The 17980-nt window shown below is 60.9% G+C and carries 14 protein-coding genes and 2 pseudogenes; 8 read left to right on the top strand and 8 right to left on the bottom strand.

The window, feature by feature from the left end:
* Positions 1-25 precede the first annotated feature (25 nt).
* The 6 genes and pseudogenes from HGP13_RS34930 to HGP13_RS34955 form a co-directional block, all read right to left on the bottom strand.
* Positions 26-1192, bottom strand: coding sequence for an FAD-binding oxidoreductase (locus HGP13_RS34930; protein WP_172234410.1), 1167 nt, complete (start codon positions 1190-1192; stop codon positions 26-28).
* A gap of 133 nt (positions 1193-1325) precedes the next feature.
* Positions 1326-1499, bottom strand: a pseudogene (locus tag HGP13_RS38380) (methionine adenosyltransferase domain-containing protein); the annotation flags it as partial.
* Positions 1500-1624: 125 nt separating this feature from the next.
* The gene (locus tag HGP13_RS38385) at positions 1625-1939 is read right to left on the bottom strand and encodes a hypothetical protein (RefSeq protein ID WP_172234412.1); all 315 of its coding nucleotides are present in this window, start codon (positions 1937-1939) and stop codon (positions 1625-1627) included.
* Between the two features lie 71 nt (positions 1940-2010).
* Positions 2011-2606 (bottom strand): annotated as a pseudogene (locus HGP13_RS34945) (IS3 family transposase).
* A gap of 66 nt (positions 2607-2672) precedes the next feature.
* Positions 2673-4040: a sigma-54 dependent transcriptional regulator gene (locus tag HGP13_RS34950; RefSeq protein WP_172234414.1), complete on the bottom strand. Its 1368-nt coding sequence runs from the start codon at positions 4038-4040 to the stop codon at positions 2673-2675.
* The gene (locus HGP13_RS34955) at positions 4037-5929 is read right to left on the bottom strand and encodes a sensor histidine kinase (protein WP_246707233.1); all 1893 of its coding nucleotides are present in this window, start codon (positions 5927-5929) and stop codon (positions 4037-4039) included. The genes HGP13_RS34950 and HGP13_RS34955 overlap by 4 nt, the downstream gene beginning before the upstream one ends.
* A 225-nt stretch (positions 5930-6154) precedes the next feature.
* Between HGP13_RS34955 and HGP13_RS34960 the strand changes: the two genes are divergently transcribed.
* The 3 genes from HGP13_RS34960 to nifA all read left to right on the top strand — a co-directional run bounded on the left by HGP13_RS34960 (position 6155) and on the right by nifA (position 11309).
* Positions 6155-7588, top strand: a complete 1434-nt coding sequence (locus tag HGP13_RS34960) for a dicarboxylate/amino acid:cation symporter (RefSeq protein ID WP_172234416.1) — start codon at positions 6155-6157, stop codon at positions 7586-7588.
* Between the two features lie 315 nt (positions 7589-7903).
* The gene (locus HGP13_RS34965) at positions 7904-8935 is read left to right on the top strand and encodes a LacI family DNA-binding transcriptional regulator (RefSeq protein ID WP_027056572.1); all 1032 of its coding nucleotides are present in this window, start codon (positions 7904-7906) and stop codon (positions 8933-8935) included.
* A gap of 631 nt (positions 8936-9566) precedes the next feature.
* Positions 9567-11309, top strand: coding sequence for a nif-specific transcriptional activator NifA (gene nifA / locus HGP13_RS34970; RefSeq protein WP_027056573.1), 1743 nt, complete (start codon positions 9567-9569; stop codon positions 11307-11309).
* Between the two features lie 15 nt (positions 11310-11324).
* Here the strand turns inward: nifA and HGP13_RS38390 are convergent, their stop codons facing one another.
* Entirely contained in the window at positions 11325-11684 is a 360-nt protein-coding gene (locus HGP13_RS38390; RefSeq protein ID WP_246707496.1) for a pantoate--beta-alanine ligase, read from the bottom strand.
* A gap of 446 nt (positions 11685-12130) precedes the next feature.
* Entirely contained in the window at positions 12131-12976 is an 846-nt protein-coding gene (gene panB / locus HGP13_RS34980; RefSeq protein WP_172234418.1) for a 3-methyl-2-oxobutanoate hydroxymethyltransferase, read from the bottom strand.
* A 178-nt stretch (positions 12977-13154) separates the two neighbouring features.
* On the opposite strand from panB, the gene HGP13_RS34985 reads away from it, so the two are divergent.
* The 5 genes from HGP13_RS34985 (at position 13155) to HGP13_RS35005 (ending at position 17932) form a co-directional block, all read left to right on the top strand.
* Entirely contained in the window at positions 13155-14114 is a 960-nt protein-coding gene (locus tag HGP13_RS34985; protein WP_027056575.1) for a membrane protein, read from the top strand.
* 64 nt (positions 14115-14178) lie between these two features.
* The gene (nadA, locus tag HGP13_RS34990; protein ID WP_027056576.1) at positions 14179-15153 is read left to right on the top strand and encodes a quinolinate synthase NadA; all 975 of its coding nucleotides are present in this window, start codon (positions 14179-14181) and stop codon (positions 15151-15153) included.
* Complete coding sequence (locus HGP13_RS34995; RefSeq protein WP_172234420.1) at positions 15150-16691, top strand: L-aspartate oxidase; 1542 nt, start codon at positions 15150-15152, stop codon at positions 16689-16691. Before nadA ends, HGP13_RS34995 begins: the two co-directional genes overlap by 4 nt.
* A gap of 1 nt (position 16692) precedes the next feature.
* Positions 16693-17574, top strand: a complete 882-nt coding sequence (gene nadC / locus HGP13_RS35000) for a carboxylating nicotinate-nucleotide diphosphorylase (RefSeq protein WP_109671345.1) — start codon at positions 16693-16695, stop codon at positions 17572-17574.
* A gap of 10 nt (positions 17575-17584) precedes the next feature.
* Positions 17585-17932 carry a hypothetical protein gene (locus HGP13_RS35005; RefSeq protein WP_097576701.1) on the top strand — a complete coding sequence of 116 codons (348 nt, stop codon included), beginning with the start codon at positions 17585-17587 and terminating at the stop codon, positions 17930-17932.
* The last annotated feature ends 48 nt before the right edge of the window (positions 17933-17980 follow it).

A 17980-nucleotide genomic window follows, 5' to 3' on the forward strand; every position in this document is an offset into this window, starting at 1 on the left:
GGAGACCGTCGCGGCGCCGTTGTTGCTAGATCACATTCAATTCCCTAAACGCCCTCCCTTCGGCGACACGGATGTACCCAAACGCGGAGCAATCGACCGTGCGGTAGCCGCCATGCACGAGAAGCTCGGCCAGCGCCTTGCCGACCGCCGGGGCCTGCTGCAGACCGTGGCCTGAAAATCCGTTGGCGAAGAGGAAATTTTTCACCTTGGGGTGCGGCCCGATCACCGCGTTCTGGTCGAGCGTGTTGTAATCGTAGTGCCCGGCCCAGGCGCGGGTAGGCTTGATGGCCTCGAAGGCCGGAATGCGGGTCGCCAGCACCGGCCAAATCACCTCTTCGAACAGCGGCCAGTCGACCTCGAAATCGGTGGGGTCGGCCGGGCCGTCGCCCTCTTCCGTTTCGGCGCCGCCGGTGAGATAGACCGAGCCTTCCGGCCGGACATAGATGCCGGAGGGATCGACCAGCAGCGGCATATCAGAATATTTGTCGCGCGCCTCGAAGACGAAGACGTTGCGCTTGCGCGGCTCCACAGGCAGCGCCAGCCCGGCCATGGCAGCGACCTTGCCGGCATTCGGCCCGGCGGCATTGATGACGGTGCCGGCTTCGATCGTCTCGCCATTGTCGAGCCTGACGCTGGTGACACGGTGGCCCTGTCGCTCGATGCCGATGACCGAGGCGGTCATAAAGTCCACGTTCTTGCTGCGCAACGCCTTGCGGAACAGCGTCAGCATCGCATGCGCGTCGAACCAGCCTTCGCCGCTGCGGCCATAGGCGCCGGCGGATATATCTTCGGTCGACAGCCAAGGGAAGCGGCGGGTAAGCTGGTCGGCGTCCTCCAGCACGATGTCAGCGCTCTCGGCCTTCTGCGCCTCGTGATTGGCTTTGAGGATCGGCAGACCGTTCTCGCTGGCGAGAATGAGAAAGCCGCCCTCGCGGAAACCGATATCGGCGTCAGCTCCAAAGGTTTCCTTCAGCCGTCGGAACAGTTTCAGCGTGAACTGCGACAGGCGGATGTTCTGCGGGATCGAGAATTGCTGGCGAATGGAGGCGCAGGACAACGTCGTTGCCGCGTGCGCGAACTGCGGATCGCGCTCGATCAGCGCGATCGAGCCGGAAAACCCTTCTTCACGCAGATAGTAGGCGATCGAAGAGCCGACGATGGCTCCTCCGATGATAACGATCTCGTAACGCACTTTTTTGTCGCCTTTCCGGTAACCGCCCGTGTCGGTCACACAGCCGTCAGCATGATGTCGAAGCGCGTGCCGCGGCCGGGCGCGGGCCTAGCGAGTTGAAATGGGTTGCCGCATGCGCTTGATCCATCAGCCCTCACGCGGCTGCCGGTCCTGCTTCACGCAGCAAGTCGTCGGCTTTGTCCGTCTTCTCCCAGGTGAGCTCAGGCTCTTCACGGCCGAAGTGTCCGTATGTCCCCGTCTTGCGGTATATCGGGCGTAAGAGATCAAGCATCTTGATGATGCCTTTCGGTCGGAGATCGAAAACATGCGAATCCAAACATGAGGCCCTGATCCCGCCCTTGCTCGAGATCCTGCCATCGTCCTTCATCAACGCCCTGGCTTATGTCGGGCGACTGCCCAGTGAGAGCCTGAACGACGGCGCAACTTCGGCCATCAAAGCCGATGGCATCGTCGTCGTAGCCAATATCCGCAGGCGACTTGGGTGTAATCGATGTGCGCATGGCTGGTGCCTCCTCCTGCTGACTTTGTCATTTCGCGCTCTTCGTAAATGCTGTTTGGCGGCGGAACATAAAACGACACCAGATTTCTGCCGCCACTGATCTCGAAAGTTGTGATGAGCGTACCATTGACAGCGATTTGCGCTCGCAACGATTCCATGAATTTCTTTGAAGGATCTGTTGCAATGCTAAACAAGAACGCAACGAGATTGGCGGGGCCTGGTAAGGCAAGCTGGAACTGGTTGGCCAAGAGGGAGGCGATCGGCGCACCTTTCCCCAGGCGACGTGCTAACTTGCATCGTGCACCTCATCCGCCATTTGCTAAATGTTTAGTCCCGGCATTTGCTGGAGCGGATTGAAAGTGAACGCTCGGGCTGGGAAGCCCATGCCTTCCAGATGAACTCGCAGGGCGTGAGGCCCTTGAGGGTCTTCAGCTTGCGGCCGAAATTGTAGGCCGCGACGAAGTCGGCAAGATGCCGACGCAGTTGGTCGCGATCGTCGTAGTGGAAGCGCTTGACGGTTGCGTCTTGATGGTCCGGTTCATTCTCTCGACTCTTCTCGCCGGCCTGTCGCCGTCGACATCTGGCAATCGGCCGATGCTTGCCTGCAGCCAGCGGTGCAATGAAGAGCGCGTCAGATGCGGGACGTCGGCTGCAACTCGTAGAGGCAATCGTCGAGCGGCAGCAGCCTGTTGCGGCGGAAGGCCACAACAACGGTCCTCTTCCTCGGCAGACAGAACTGTCGCCTCCCTGGGGCCGGTGGACAGATCGGCGGTCGAATTCCGCTTCTCCACTTCGCGACCGTCTTGGGGTTGATGCCATAGCGCTTCGAAAGCGACCTCAGGCTCGCTTCACTATGTTGTATCGCTCGACGGATCGCCTCTGTCGTTGTGGCGCTCCATGCAGAACCTGGCCCATAGTGCATCCTTTGAGTCGGATGAGAATGGCGAAATTTCTTTTCCGCGACATGCGAGCAAGAAGGCTTCAGCCAATGGCGGTTTTTCGATAATCGGCCGCGTCTATCCCATGTCGTTTCAGCTTGTCGTAGAAGGTCTTGCGGGGAACTCCCAGGACTTCGATCGTGCACCTCACGTCGCCGCCGCATTCCTGCAAGGCATCGCGGATGACAGTCGCCTCATAAAGGCTGACCTTCTCGGACAAGGGGAGGCTTGATACCGCTTGTTCCTTTCGACCTGACGCAATGGGCGTGCCTAGCCCTTCGAGTCCCAATGCAACGCGATCGGCGAAATGCACGAGTTCACGGACATTGCCGGGCCAATTGTGGCTCACGAGGCGATCGCGCACGCCAGCGCTTATGTCCGGAACTGGCCTGCTGAAGCGTTTGGAGGCGCGTTCCAGGAAATGCCCAAAGAGCATCGGGATGTCTTCGCGCCTTTCGCGAAGCGGCGGGATACGGAGCGTCACCACATTGAGCCGGAAATAAAGGTCTTCCCGGAAATCTCCGCGAGCGGCCGGATCGCCGAGATCGGCCTTCGTAGCCGACACGACACGAAGGTCGACGCTGCGGGTTTCGTTCGTGCCGAGCGGCGTGATCTGCCGGGTCTCAAGCACCCTCAGGAGCTTCACCTGGAGTGCTGGCGGCATCGACTCGATTTCGTCGAGGAAGAGCGTCCCTCCGTTCGAATGCTCGATGCGACCGGTCCTGCGCCTCTGCGCGCCAGTAAAGGCGCCTGCCTCGTGCCCGAAAAGTTCGCTATCGATGACGCTTTCGGGCAGCGCTCCACAATTCAGGGCAACGAAGGGCTTCGTGCGTCGTCTGCTCCAGCGGTGAAGCAGATCCGCGACCACCTCCTTGCCCGTGCCCGTCTCGCCTTCCACAAGGACATCCACATCGGTATCGGCGATCTGGCGGAGAGTTTCGCGCAATCGAATCATGGTCGGTGCCTCCCCTATCAGCGGGATATCGCCCGCAGATCGGACAACCGCATCCCTAAGACGTCTGTTTTCCAGGACCAGGCGCCGTTTTTCCGAAGCGCGATGCAGCGTCACGAGAAGCCGGTCGTTCGCATATGGCTTCGAGATGAAATCGTAGGCGCCATCCTTGATGGCGGCAACGGCCAGCTCGACGTCGGCATGCCCGGTGATCAGGACAACCGGGATTTCCGGGTCAATCGCCTTCACTCGCTCGAAGAGCTGAAGTCCGTTCAGCCCGGGCATACGGATGTCACTCACGACAGGGCCATCGAAGTTCCCGTCGATTCTGGCGAGTGCGGCCTCGGCCGAACCGAACACGCTCGGTGAGAACGAGGCAAGCTTCAGCATCTGCGTGGCTGCGCGAAGCACATCCTCGTCATCGTCGATAAAAATGACCGGTCCTGATTCAGCACTCATGCCGCTCGCCTCAGCTCGACCGTGAAGGAAGTCCCTGTCCCGTGGCCGGTATCATCATGCCGCAACGAGCCGCCGAGCTCACGTGCGATCTCTTGCGAAATGACCAGGCCAAGACCGAGACCCTTTTCCTTGTTGGTAACGAACGGCATGAAGAGGCTCCCGCGAATGTCGGGGGCAAGGCCGGGGCCGTTGTCCCGAAGGGAAATAGCGACCATTTCCGCGTTTTCGGCGAGCGCTATCTCGACGCGGGGATCCGGTTGATCTTTCAGAGCGTCAAGCGCGTTCTGGAGAAGGTTGACGAGTATCTGCTCCAGTCGCATGCGGCTTGCCATGACAATTGGAGGCGGATCGATCCGCTTCCGTTCAATCGTCACCCCGGAATCGCGAATTCGGCCTGAAAGAAGCGACAGAGCGCCGTCGATCGCGTCGTCCGCCAGTATCGGTCCCATCGATCCGCTGGCGCGGCGGGAAAAGGACCTTAGCGTTTCAGTGATCGTGCCGATCCTGCCGGTCATGGCGACGATCGAGGTCAGATTCTCGGCGGTGTCTTGCGACCGGCCGATCCCTAGAAGACGCGCGGCATTTTCAGCATAGGTGCGGATTGCGGCGACCGGCTGGTTGATCTCGTGGGCGACCCCGGCCGTTATCTGTCCCAGGATTGACAAGCGGTTCGCCTGGGCGAGTTCATCGCGCAGGCGACGCACTCTTTCTTCAGCGTTCTCTCGCTCGGCGATCTCACCGGCGAGCGCCTCGTTCGAGCTCTGGAGCTCCGCCGTGCGCAGTTCGACGCGATGCTCCAGTTCCGCATTCAGCAACACAAGCACTTCTTGCCGCTGCCGGGCCGCCCGCCGCCGTCGAACAATGATGAAAATGACGAATCCAACGAGAACGAGGGCAAGCAGCGTCGTCACGCGGGCTGTCATGACCGCCGAGGATATCTCGGCGTCGGCGGGGATGAGCAACGACATGCGCCAGCCCGGAACTGCTTTGCCGAGATCCTGCGAAACCGCAACGAAACCGGCTGATCGACTCTCAGGAGTTGCGGTGACCAGGTTGTCGCCGCGGCGGGAAAGCGGCACCGGCTCGAAAGTCACGCCCGGTAGCTGCAGACGATCGCGAGCGGTTTGCTTCTCCTTTGCGGAAAGCGGTGAGAGAGCGCCAAAACGCCATTGGGGCACGCTCGTGGCAAGAACCACGCCTCGCTCATCGGTCGTGAAGACCACGAAGCCGCTCTCCAGCCAACGCGACTCGACGCGGTCGAGCTCCACCTTCACCACAACCACACCGAGCGGCCCCTCCGGCCCATCGACCCGGCTCGACAGATAGAGACCAGGGCGCGCGCTAACCGTGCCGAGCGCATATTGCATAGCCGCGCCATCCGCCATCGCCTCGGTGAAGTAGTGGCGAAAGCGGTAATCGCTGCCGACGAAACTGGTCGGCTCGCCGGCGTTGCTCGCAGCAACCGCTATGCCGTCAGGATTTATGATGTAGAGTATAGAAGAGCCGGCGTCGCGCGCGATGGCGCGAAGCTTCTCATCAAGCGTGGCTTCGTTGGCAGTGCTCGGGCTGCGAAGCATCTCCTGAACCGCACCGTCGCGTGCCAGAACCAGCGGAATCACGCGCTGCTTCTCGATCTCTCCTTTCAAACTGTCGGCTGCAAGCGGGAACGCGGCAAGAGCACGGTCGCGTAGGGCATACTCTGCTCTGGTGCCGGCGATGCGTCCCGTTGCAAAGACGACGAAACAGAGCGCCGCACCAAGAATTACAAGCACAACCACAAGCCAGAGAGATCGACCGCCGGATTTACCAGGGAAGACCAATGGGGCGCGCTGGAAGGCGCCATTACCAATGTCTTCTTCTTCTGCCATCGCATTCTTAAAACCGATCATTGACGAACCATAGTGCGGGGTTCCGCCAGAAGGGAAGGCGATCCGTGCGGAAAACCGCACAATCTTGCTGCGCGATCTGTTGAAGATACCTGAGGCTCCGCGCTCTCTTGGCTTGGCACGGCTCTTGCGGTCAACAACGCAGCGGCGTTCGACCGGGGCGCCGCGATGGGAGAAGCCGCGGGGAGGAAGAGCCCGCCCCAAACCGGTCAGGGAGAGAAAACTTACATGTTGACCCCACTGGCTCCAAGCGTAAAGCGCGCACCCCGCAAGACCCTTTTTGCCAAGCCTTACGTGCAGGTGCTTGTCGCAATCCTCCTCGGAGTTGCGGTTGGCCATTTTTATCCGCAGATCGGAGAAAACCTGAAGCCGCTCGGCGATGCCTTCATCAAGCTCGTCAAGATGATCATCGCGCCCGTTATCTTTCTGACCGTGTCGACTGGAATTGCCGGCATGAGCGATCTTCAGAAGGTCGGCCGTGTTGCCGGCAAGGCGATGCTCTATTTCTTCACCTTCTCGACGCTCGCGCTTATCGTCGGCCTCATCGTCGGCAATGTCATTCAGCCTGGCGCCGGCCTCAACATCGATCTGACCTCGCTCGACGTCCAAGCCGTCAATGGCTATGCCTCAAAGGCCCATGAGCAGTCCGTGACCGGCTTCCTGATGAACATGATCCCGACCACGATTGTCGGCGCCTTTGTGGAAGGCGACATTCTACAGGTGTTGTTCTTCTCCGTCCTCTTCGGCATCGCGCTGGCGATGGTCGGAGAATCGGGCAAATCGGTTCTTTCCTTCCTTCAGGACCTCACCGCACCCGTTTTCAAATTGGTCGGCATCCTGATGAAAGCCGCGCCGATCGGCGCTTTCGGAGCAATGGCCTTCACGATTGGCAAATATGGCATCGGTTCGGTAGCCAACCTTGCGATGCTGGTCGGGACCTTCTATCTCACGGCCTTGCTCTTCGTATTCGGGGTTCTCGGTGCAGTCTGTCGCTACAACGGCTTCTCGATCTTTTCTCTTATCCGCTACATAAAGGAGGAGCTGCTGCTGGTCCTCGGAACGTCCTCCTCCGAGGCTGCGCTGCCCTCTCTCATGGAGAAAATGGAAAAGGCCGGCGCCAAGCGCTCGGTCGTGGGCTTGGTCATCCCGACCGGATATTCCTTCAATCTGGATGGCACCAATATCTACATGACCCTCGCGGCCCTTTTCATCGCGCAGGCGACGAATACGGATTTGTCAGTTAGCGATCAGGTCCTGCTGTTGCTCGTCGCGATGCTTTCCTCGAAGGGTGCAGCAGGTGTCACAGGTGCCGGCTTCATCACGTTGGCCGCTACGCTCTCCGTAGTGCCGGCTGTTCCCGTTGCTGGAATGGCGCTGATCCTTGGCGTCGACCGCTTCATGTCGGAATGCAGGGCACTGACGAATTTGGTCGGTAACGCGGTGGCATCGCTCGTCGTCGCCCGCTGGGAAGGCGAACTGGATCAGGCGCAATTGAAAGCTGCATTCTCCGGCCACCAGCCTGCCGAGACATCAACCGGCCAGCCACTGATAACGCCCGCGCCGAGCAACTCGGCAGCATCGCTGCCGGTTGAATCGCCTGGCTGGTCGCAAACGCCGGACGATCGGGCCGCGGGTTCCAAACAAACTCTCGCGGGCCGATGAAATCAAGAATCCCGAAATGCAGTGGGTGCAAAATCATCTGCGCCTTGCGAAGGTCTTGCACCGGTCACGACGCACAAGTCCTCGATGATGCGCTTAATGCTTCCGAAGTTTGCGACGGTTCGTGGAACCGGGCGCGGAGCTGGGTTGGAGCCGTCGGCACGGCTGAACAATTCGCCCACGCTCCACGTTTCGGCTTCTACCTCGCACCATGCCACGACAAGAATTCGGTAGCGAACAGGATCAATGCAGGAATGACAGATTTTACTGAACCGACCTTTGCCGGGACTCTTGATGTCGTTTAATCGGACTCGAACAATGGCGAAGCGACCTATAATTGCTGATATCGCCCGGGAAGCAGGGGTAAGTGTTGCCACCGTTGACCGAGTTCTGAATGCCCGTCATCCGGTGCGGAAGGAGACTGCGCAGCGGGTCTTAGCGGCCGCACAGGCCATCGGATATCACGCCGCAGGTCTTATCAAGCAGCGCCTGCAGCCGGACCTGCCGCAATATCGGCTTGGCTTCATCTTGAGAAAACCGACTCACCACTTCTACCAGGGCTTCGCGCGTGAGGCCGAAGTGGCGGTCAACGCGGCGAAGTGCTTCCATGGCACTTCGCTCATCGAATTCGCGCCGTCGCACATGCCGTGCGACCTTGTTCCACTGCTCAAGGAATTCGGCGCGCGCTGCCACGCGATCGCCATGGTTGCGCCGGACCATCCGGCGATCACGGCAGCCGTCCAAGAACTCAAGGCAAAAGGCATCCCCGTTTTCTCGCTGCTTTCCGATTTCGCCGAAGGTGTTCGTGAGGGTTATATCGGCCTCGACAACCGCAAGGTCGGGCGGACGACAGCGTGGATGCTTTCAAAGGTCGCAAGACGGCCGGGCAAGGTGGCGGTTTTTGTCGGCAGCCACCGTTTTCAGGGGCAGGAGCTGCGGGAGGTCGGCTTTCGCTCCTATTTCCGTGAGAATGCACCGGCATTCGAGCTGCTCGATCCGCTCGTGAACCTTGAGGCACGGCAGATCACCTACGAGGCCACGCTGGATCTCATGCAACGGGAACCCGAACTCACCGGCTTCTATGTGGCCGGCGGAGGTATGGAGGGAGCGATCTCCGCGCTCCGTGAAGAAGGCGAAAGCCGGGGTCTCGTCGCGATCGTTAACGAGATCACGCCGGAGTCACGGGCAGCACTCGCAGATGGCATGATCACGATGTCGGTCGCCACGCCCCAGCGCCTGCTTTGCCAGGAACTGATGACGCTGATGGCCCAGGCCATCAAGGTCGGCACTTCGGAGACGCTTGGGCAGACTTTTCTGCCGTTTGAGATCTATCTGCCGGAAAACATCTGAAAAACTGATAAAATACTATCATGAGAGCCTAATTTCCTTTCATTCATGAAAGAAAAGCAGCGGGAGTTTGATTGACTCACCTGCCTCATTCCGGTCTCGTTTAACAACGAATGATTGCTGCGCGGCGGAAGCCAGTCAGCCGAGAACGACGACCCGCACTTCATGGAAGAGAAAGGAAAGCCATGCGTCAAGCATCGCTCCGCTTTGCGATCGACCGCATGACGCCGCCCCAACTTGCCAGGACCGCACTTGCCCGCGGCCCGGGCCTGACTGGCATCGACATTAGCTATCATCTCGATGGCAATTTCATTGCTCGCGAAAAGCCGGCTGCAGACGTCCGTCTTGCTGATGGATCAATCGTCACGACTATCTTCATCAACGCCTTTTCGTGCTTCAATGAGTCCCCGCGTGCCAGGTCGAGGCGAGCAAACTCGTCGATTGTGCAGTGGCCTGCGGAGCGAAGACGCCCACGAATGCGATCCGCCAAGGACATCCACGCGCTGGAGGATAGGCGCACTTGCCTCGAGCATCGATTTCATGGCGCGAGATGGATGATCACATGCAACACGCTGCTCGCAACTCCGAGTAAAGTGCCAGGCAGATCTCGTCACGCTGCATATCGCTTCCAAAAATGAAAAGGCCCAATTCAAAGTCCGAGACGAATAACGGGGTCCCTATTGTGCCGTTGCACGAGAGGGCGCTGGACATCTTTGAAACGTCGAAAGCGCTCACCGCTCCGTCTGGGCTGGAAGCCACGTTGGCCAACGTCGTCGATCTCCTGCCATCGTTGGTGCAGGTGCGGCACGGCATCATCTCGCTCTGGGACGGTACCGGCATACCGGACATGACCGTCGGCGCCGGCTGGAGCGAAGACAACGATGAGCGCTACCGGAAGCATCTGCCACGGACGGCGATCGACCAAATCATAACGACGGGCATGGCGCTGGTCGCCGAGAACATAGCGCTGGATCCGGCCTTCAACGCCGCCGACAAGGACGTGCTCGGGGCGTCCGACAACATGAAAGTGTCGTTCATCGGCGTACCCATTCACGTCGATGCGAACGTCGTGGGCACGCTGACCATCGACCGCATCCTGGACAACAAATCAGGTTCCCTTCTCGATCATGACCTCCGCCTCCTTACCATAATCGCCAATCTGGTTGGGCAGACAGTGAAGCTGCATCGCATGTTCGCGTCCGACCGCGAGCGACTGATGGCCGAGAAAATCGGGATGCAAAAGCAATTCGGCGAACTCAAGCAGCCTGGGCATGAGGGCAAGAGGGCTAATGTCAAGGGGATCGTTGGCGACAGCCCGGCGCTGCGCGGGCTGCTCGAGAAGGTCGCGTTAGTAGCCAGGTCCAACAGCACCGTTTTGCTGCGCGGGGAATCCGGGACCGGCAAGGAGCTGGTCGCCAAGGCCGTTCACGAGCTGTCGGGGCGCGCCAAGCGGCCGTTCATCAAGCTCAATTGCGCAGCGCTCCCTGAGACAGTCCTGGAATCCGAACTGTTCGGTCACGAAAAGGGTGCCTTCACCAGTGCATTCAACTCGCGCAAGGGGCGCTTTGAGCTCGCCGACAAGGGAACGTTGTTTCTGGACGAGATCGGTGAGATTTCGGCCTCGTTCCAGGCAAAGCTGCTGCGCGTGCTGCAAGAGCAGGAGTTCGAGCGCGTCGGCAGCAACCAGACGATTAAGGTCGACGTTCGCGTGATTGCTGCCACGAACAGGAACCTGGAAGACGCGGTTGCAAGGAACGAGTTTCGCGCCGACCTTTATTACCGCATCAGCGTTGTTCCCTTGCTGGTGCCGCCATTGCGCGAAAGGCGCGGTGATATTCCGCTTCTTGCCGCTGAGTTTCTCAAGAATTTCAACAGCGAGAACGGCCGTACGATGGTCTTCGATGCGAGTGCGACTGAAGTGCTGATGAACTGTGCTTTTCCCGGAAATGTCCGCGAGCTTGAAAATTGCGTGCAGAGGACAGCGACCCTGGCAGCGGGAGCGTCAATCGGCAGAAACGACTTTGACTGCTGCCACGGCCGATGCCTTTCCGCGATGCTATGGAAGCACGCATCGAAGGAGACTGCGCCGAAATCGGAGCCGATCGCACCATCGCCACTGAACCCGGCCATGCGTTCGTCTGGTGATTTTGCTTCGGCCGCCTTTGCGGCCCCGCCCGTTGACAGCCAGCAGGCACTGCCAGCGCCTGTTCGGGTAGCCCTCGTAAGCGACGCGCAGATGACCGATCGCGAGCGTCTCATCGCGGCCATGGAAAGATCCGGCTGGGTACAGGCAAAGGCAGCGCGCCTGCTTGGACTGACGCCGCGCCAGATTGGCTACGCGCTGAGGAAATACGGTATCGAGATCAAGAATCTCTGAACCGGCTGTCGAACTTCAGTATGTCGGGCCGCGACATAGCGAACGAGGCGAAGAGCTGGGACAAATCAAGCGTGCGTTGGTTCGGCTCGGTGAGGCGGTGCAGCCTCCTCTCGGCGCCGGCCCGTAATTCGAGATATTCAACGACTCTGTAGCCGGCGGCAAGGATCGCGTCGCCGCGGCGAATACAGCTTCGCGTGGCGGTGCCAACCTCTCGGCCGCTTCAAGAGAATTTCGCTTTGGCGCCGCCACGCTCTGTGCTGTGCGGCCGACAGCCTGAGAGTTGCGCGACGACATCGCCAAGCCATCGGCTTCGCGCCTTGTCGGAAAGGCGATAATCCCGATCGGTATGTCGAGGTCGCGGGCAAGCCGGGGCACTTGCAACTGCTGAAAATCCTTCTCCCCGAAGAAGGCGGACGGCGCCGGTCTGGAGAAAGAGCTTCGTCACCAATCTCCCCCACGCCGTCGAAATGGCTTGGGCCGCGCCGCACAGGCCGCCGCTCACCCCTCTCACCGAGACCGCGGTGGCAACCACTCCAGATACATCTCTCTTGCATCCGGCGCGTAAAGCATCTGGCGCCGAGCGGCGCCAGCTGGCGGCGTCCTCATGCTCCGTGCGTAGGTGGGCGGCAAGATCGTCTGCGTCGTTCAATTGCGACGAGGGTAAGGATCACCCGGTCGGCGCGCTGAAGTGCGGCGCGCACCAAGCTGAGATGGCCTTCATGCAAGGGCGCCCATGGTTGACACGACCGCGACCTTCATGCCCTGCCTGCGCCATGCCGCCACGGATTTGCGCGACTCGGCGGTCCGGACGATCGGTGTGCTCATGTCGCTTCTCCTCCTTTAATGGCTTTCGGTTCATCGCCGAAGACATGTTCGGCCGCCGGAAACCGGCGCTCCTTCACGTCGCACGCGTAGGCCTCGATCGCTGCCGAAGCGGCCTCTCCCAGTTCGACATAGCGCTTGACGAATTTCGGGCGGAAGTCGCCGAACAGGCCCAGCATGTCGTCGACGACCAGGATCTGCCCGTCGCAGGCCGCCGAGGCGCCGATGCCGATCGTCGGGATTGGGATTTTCTCGGTGATGCGGCGGGCGAGCGGTTCGGGCACTTTTTCCAGTACGACGGAAAAGGCGCCAGCCTCGCTGACCGCAAGAGCATCGCGCCAAATGCGCTCGGCATCCTCGCCCCTGCCCTGCACGCGATATCCGCCAAACACGTTGACCGCCTGCGGCGTCAGGCCGACATGCGCCATGACCGGGATTCCGCGCGCTGTGAGGAAGCGAATCGTCTCGGCGATCGTCGCGCCGCCCTCGAGCTTGACCGCAGCGCATCCGGTCTCCGCCATAAGGCGCGCGGAATTGCGGAAGGCCTGCTCTAGGCTTTCCTCGTACGAGCCGAACGGCATGTCGACGACCAGGAGCGCCCGCTCCATTCCCCGCCGAACCGCCTTGGCGTGCATGATCATCATATCGAGCGTGACACTGAGCGTGGAGGGAAGGCCGTGGAGAACCATGCCGACGCTGTCGCCGACAAGAACGATGTCGCAGTGGCCGTCAACCAACCTTGCGACCGGCGTGGTGTAGGCCGTCAGGCAGACCAGCGGCGTGCTGCCCTTTCGCGCACGGATGTTCGGCGGCGTGATCGCCTTGACGACACCTGTGGCGCTCAATCCACGTCTCTCCTCACCCAGCGTCACCCACGGCCAGTGTCGCGTTTGGCATATTTTTGTCGAGGTGCGAAGAGGTAAAATCGCCAGAGCGCGTGGTGTTGACGCGACGAGTGGTATGATAAAGAACAGAACTAAATCGGTTTAGACAGGCGGAGCTCTGCCAAGTAGGTCAGGAACTATGGATCAGGCAAAGGGACCAAGGAAAGGCAGAGCCATAGGCAAGACCAACGACGTCAACGCGGACCTCATCGCAGTCGTCGTTGCCGTGAACGACGCTGGACCTTGTGTTCTGACCATCGAAGAGGGCGGCGCCCTTCCCTCGGGCCCGTTTGAGCTCGCTCATCGTTCGCTCCAGTCGGGCCTCAGGGCATGGGTGGAACTGCAGACCGGTCAGCCTCTCGGTTATATCGAGCAGCTCTACACCTTTGCCGATCGCGATCGGGTCGGCGCCAACCAGCGCGTGATCTCGATCAGCTATCTCGCACTCACCCGCGAAGAAGATACGGGCGCCTCGGGCAGGCGCAGTTGGGCCAGCTGGTACGACTATTTCCCCTGGGAGGATCATCGCTCCGGCAGGCCCCCGATAGTGCTGGAAGAATTGCGGCCGCGCCTTATCGAATGGGCGGACGGCGCGGACGACGGCGCGACGCGCTTCGATCGCCGACGGCGAGCGGCGGTTGCCTTTGCCTTGGACGGCCGGGCATGGAACGAAGAGCTCGCGCTGCAGCGCTACGAGCTGCTCTACGAAGCCACCCTGGTGGAGGAGGCAAAGCGCGGCGGAGTTTCGGCCATCCTCGCTTCGGTGCCGGGCAGATCGATGATCGCCGATCATCGCCGCATTCTGGCAACGGCTATTGCGCGACTGCGCTCCAAAATCAAATACCGGCCTGTTGTGTTCGAACTGATGCCGCCGCTCTTCACGCTTTTGCAGCTACAGCGAACTGTGGAGGCGCTCTCCGGCAGGCTCATCAACAAGCCGAACTTTCGCCGGCTCATAGAGCAGCAGGAACTGGTTGAGAAGACCGGGGCGACGACCGCCGAGACCGGCGGCCGGCCTGCGCAGCTCTACCGCTTCCACCATACTATTCTCGACGAGAGGCCTGTGGCCGGCACAAAATTACCGCTCGCACGGGCTTGACACCCCTTATAGTCACAACGATTATAAACGTCTTATAATCAGGTGGACTATAACTGGAGGCTCGATGAGCGCCGTCCTGCCTTCGAGCGCCTCACTGTACGACCGCGTTCGGCGCGTTATCCCACGGATCGAGTGGTCGGTCTTCGTCGAGGATATCGACGCAATCCTGAATCTGAAGCGACAGCGGAATGCGGTCATCCTGGCGCATAACTACCAGACGCCGGAGATTTTTCACTGCGTGGCTGACATCGTCGGCGACAGCCTGGCGCTGGCCCGCAAGGCGATGACAGTCGACGCCGATGTGATCGTGATCGCCGGCGTGCATTTCATGGCAGAAACAGCCAAGCTGCTCAATCCCGACAAGACAGTGCTCATCCCGGACCTCAACGCCGGCTGCTCGCTGGCGGACTCGATCACCGCCGAAGACGTACGCCTGATGCGGCAGCGCTATCCGTCCGTTCCGGTCGTCACTTACGTCAACACCTCCGCCGCGGTGAAAGCCGAGTCAGACATCTGCTGCACCTCGGGCAACGCGCTCGCAGTGGTGAAGTCGCTCCGGGTGCCGCGCGTGATCATGCTGCCCGACGAATATCTGGCAAAGAACATCGCGGCGCAAACCAAAGTCGAGATCATCGCCTGGAAAGGGCGCTGCGAGGTGCATGAACGCTTCACGGCGGCCGACATCCGCGAGCTGCGTGAGGCCCATCCCGGCATCAGCATACTTGCCCATCCCGAATGTCCGCCTGAAGTGGTCGCGGAAGCCGACTTCGCCGGCTCGACGGCGGCGATGTCCGACTATGTCGCGCGGCATAGGCCGGCGCGTGTGGTGCTGATGACGGAATGTTCCATGAGCGACAACGTCGCGGTCGAACATCCGGAAGTAGATTTCGTGCGCCCATGCAATCTGTGCCCGCATATGAAGCGCATCACGCTCGCCAACATCCGGACCGCGCTCGAGGAGAACCGCCACGTCGTCACGATCGATCCTCATGTCGCTGAACGGGCCCGCTGGGCCGTGGAACGCATGCTCTTTGTATGACGGCGGACATCCATCACATTGGCGGAGCGCCGGTCATCATCGGCGCTGGTATCGCCGGGCTCATGACGGCGCTACACTTGGCGCCGCAAACAGTCGTCCTTCTGTCCGGGACCCCGCTCGGAACCGAAGCCTCGAGCACGCTCGCCCAAGGCGGGCTCGCAGCGAGTCTGGGGGAGGACGACAGCCCCGACCTGCACCTCGCCGATACGCTTGCTGCCGGCGATGGGCTTTGCGACGAACAAATGGCCAGGCGGGTGGTAGAGGCCGTACCTCAAGCCGTCGAGAACCTCATTCGTCTTGGTGCTCCTTTCGACCGGTCGCTAGACGGGAGGCTACGGCTGGGCCTGGAAGCGGCGCATTCGCGTCGCCGCATCGTGCACGCCGCCGGCGACGCAACTGGCCGCGAGTTGTTTCGGGCGCTGCTCGGCGTGGCGCGGCGAACCCGTTCGATCACGATCATGGAAGGCATGACAGCGCTTCGCTTGGTTGTCGCGGAAGGCAGCATTGTGGGCTTGCTGACTGTCCTGCATGGCGCCGTGTTCGCATTGCCCACACGCCGCGTGGTGCTGGCCACCGGTGGTATAGGCGGCCTGTTTTGCGATACAACCAACCCGCTCTCCTCATTCGGGCACGGCCTGGCGCTTGCAGCCTGTGCTGGCGCGGAACTAGCCGATCTCGAATTCGTGCAATTCCACCCGACGGCCCTCGACATTGCGCGCCGGCCAATGCCGCTTGTCAGCGAAGCAGTGCGTGGCGAAGGCGCGGTGCTGATCGATGAGCACGGCCATCGCTTCCTGGCAGACACGCCCGGGGCAGAACTCGCATCGCGCGATGTGGTTGCGCGGGCGATCTCGGATCAGCTCGCCGCCGGGCATGGCGTCTATCTCGATGCCCGACATTGTCTCGGGCAGAAATTCGCAAGGCGCTTTCCGGCAATCGACGCTATTTGCAAGCATGCCGGCATCGATCCGGCGGTGGAACTCATTCCCGTGCGTCCCGCTGCTCACTATCACATGGGCGGCGTGGCCGTTGACGCCGAGGGGCGAACTTCCGTTAGCGGCCTGTGGGCCTGTGGCGAAGTCGCATGCACAGGACTGCATGGCGCCAACCGGCTTGCCAGCAACTCGCTGACCGAAGCGGTTGCAACCGCCGCCTGGGTGGCTGAAAGCGTCGCGGCTACCTCTGCGGGTTGGCAGTGGCCTAGGCTTCCGGCAACTGTTCCCATCCGGCCCGACCCTTCACCTATTCGCCCGATTGTGTCCAATGCGCTTGGCATTGTTCGGAATGGGAAATCATTGCGCGACACGGTCGCGACACTGCTGCCGATCTCTGTCGGCGAGACGGCCGCGGCCGATCCGGCCCTGGTGGCACTGTTGATGGCGATCGCAGCTTTTCGACGCGAAGAGAGCCGCGGTTCGCATTATCGGTCCGATTTCCCCGGGCGCGATGCCGCCGCCCTCCCTTCGCGACTGACGCTCTGCACAGCTTTTGAGAATGCCGTCACGCTCAGATGGCAAGCATCCGAACGGAGCCGTTGACATGACTTCACTTGCACCGCTTCCACAGATCATCATGGAGCCCATCGTGCGCTACGCCCTGCTGGAAGATTTGGGCAGAGCCGGCGACATCACGAGCGATGCGATAATCCCCGCCGATTGCAAAGCGACGCTGGCGTTGAATGCCCGGCAGGCCGGCGTTGTTGCCGGGCTCGATTTGGTCATGTTTGCCTTCCTGCTGGTTGATCCCGGGATCAGCATGCAGCTGCGGTGTCCTGAAGGCGGTAAGGTTTCGGCCGGAGAGACGATTGCGATCGTAAGCGGGCCGGCCCGCAGCTTGCTGACCGCAGAGCGCACGGCGCTCAATTTCTTGTGCAAGCTCAGCGGCATCGCGACGGCAACGGCTACGCTCGTAAACGCGGTGCGCGGCTATAACGCAAAGATCGTGTGCACGCGAAAGACAACGCCCGGCCTGCGTGTCCTGGAAAAATATGCGGTGCGAGCGGGCGGCGGCGCCAATCACCGCTTCGCGCTCGATGACGCCGTACTGATCAAGGACAACCATATCGCCATTGCCGGCGATATCCGCACCGCAATCGAGCGGGCGCGTAGCGCCATAGGTCACATGGTCAAGATCGAGGTCGAGGTCGACAGGCTGGACCAGTTGGAGATCGCGCTTACAGCGGGCGTCGACGCCGTGCTCCTCGACAACATGTCGGTCGAGGACCTTGCGCAGGCTGTGGCTATGGTCGGTGGCCGCGCGATCACCGAGGCTTCGGGCCGGGTAACGCGGGCGAGCGCCACGGCAATTGCGGCGACCGGCGTCGACCTCATATCGGTCGGCTGGCTTACCCACAGCGCGCCCATTCTCGACATCGGTCTCGACATGCCGGCCGACCGAAATTGCAACAGGCATCTGAACTGATGGAGAGGACATGAACCGGGATCGCAGGAACTCCTTTGGTGGCAGGCTAACCTGCGTCAGCACGTCCCCGGTTCCACCAACAGCCGACGCAAGCCTTCTCGGCGCCAAGCGACACGCTTCAACAACGGAGGCGGGAGGGACGGACCAGCAAGGCACAGAAAGCCGCGTCGCAGCCCTTGGCGTCATCATCTGCCGACTCGACGAGATGCGCCAGTTGGCGGCCTCTCACGGGCTGGAACTTCTGGGTTATCTGCTGGACGTCGCCTTCACCGAATCCTGCGACGCGATCAGAAAGGAGCATTCCTGTGCTCAAAGTAAAATAACGGAAACCGTAATCCCCACGGATGACGTGAGTTGAGCCTGCGGGCAGCAGTTGGAGAGTCCGCTCACGCGTTTCGATAGAAGA

The sequence above is a fragment of the Mesorhizobium sp. NZP2077 genome (genome assembly GCF_013170805.1).
Classification (GTDB): Bacteria; Pseudomonadota; Alphaproteobacteria; order Rhizobiales; family Rhizobiaceae; genus Mesorhizobium.

Excerpts from the sequence above, each read along its gene's own strand:
- HGP13_RS34960 (WP_172234416.1), top strand. The coding sequence starts at position 6,155 with ATGTTGACCCCACTGGCTCCAAGCGTAAAGCGCGCACCCCGCAAGACC.
- HGP13_RS34985 (WP_027056575.1), top strand. The coding sequence starts at position 13,155 with ATGGATCAGGCAAAGGGACCAAGGAAAGGCAGAGCCATAGGCAAGACC.
- HGP13_RS34955 (WP_246707233.1), bottom strand. The coding sequence starts at position 5,929 with ATGATCGGTTTTAAGAATGCGATGGCAGAAGAAGAAGACATTGGTAAT.
- nifA (WP_027056573.1), top strand. The coding sequence starts at position 9,567 with ATGAAAAGGCCCAATTCAAAGTCCGAGACGAATAACGGGGTCCCTATT.
- HGP13_RS35005 (WP_097576701.1), top strand. The coding sequence starts at position 17,585 with ATGAACCGGGATCGCAGGAACTCCTTTGGTGGCAGGCTAACCTGCGTC.
- HGP13_RS34950 (WP_172234414.1), bottom strand. The coding sequence starts at position 4,040 with ATGAGTGCTGAATCAGGACCGGTCATTTTTATCGACGATGACGAGGAT.
- HGP13_RS34995 (WP_172234420.1), top strand. The coding sequence starts at position 15,150 with ATGACGGCGGACATCCATCACATTGGCGGAGCGCCGGTCATCATCGGC.
- nadA (WP_027056576.1), top strand. The coding sequence starts at position 14,179 with ATGAGCGCCGTCCTGCCTTCGAGCGCCTCACTGTACGACCGCGTTCGG.
- HGP13_RS34965 (WP_027056572.1), top strand. The coding sequence starts at position 7,904 with ATGGCGAAGCGACCTATAATTGCTGATATCGCCCGGGAAGCAGGGGTA.
- nadC (WP_109671345.1), top strand. The coding sequence starts at position 16,693 with ATGACTTCACTTGCACCGCTTCCACAGATCATCATGGAGCCCATCGTG.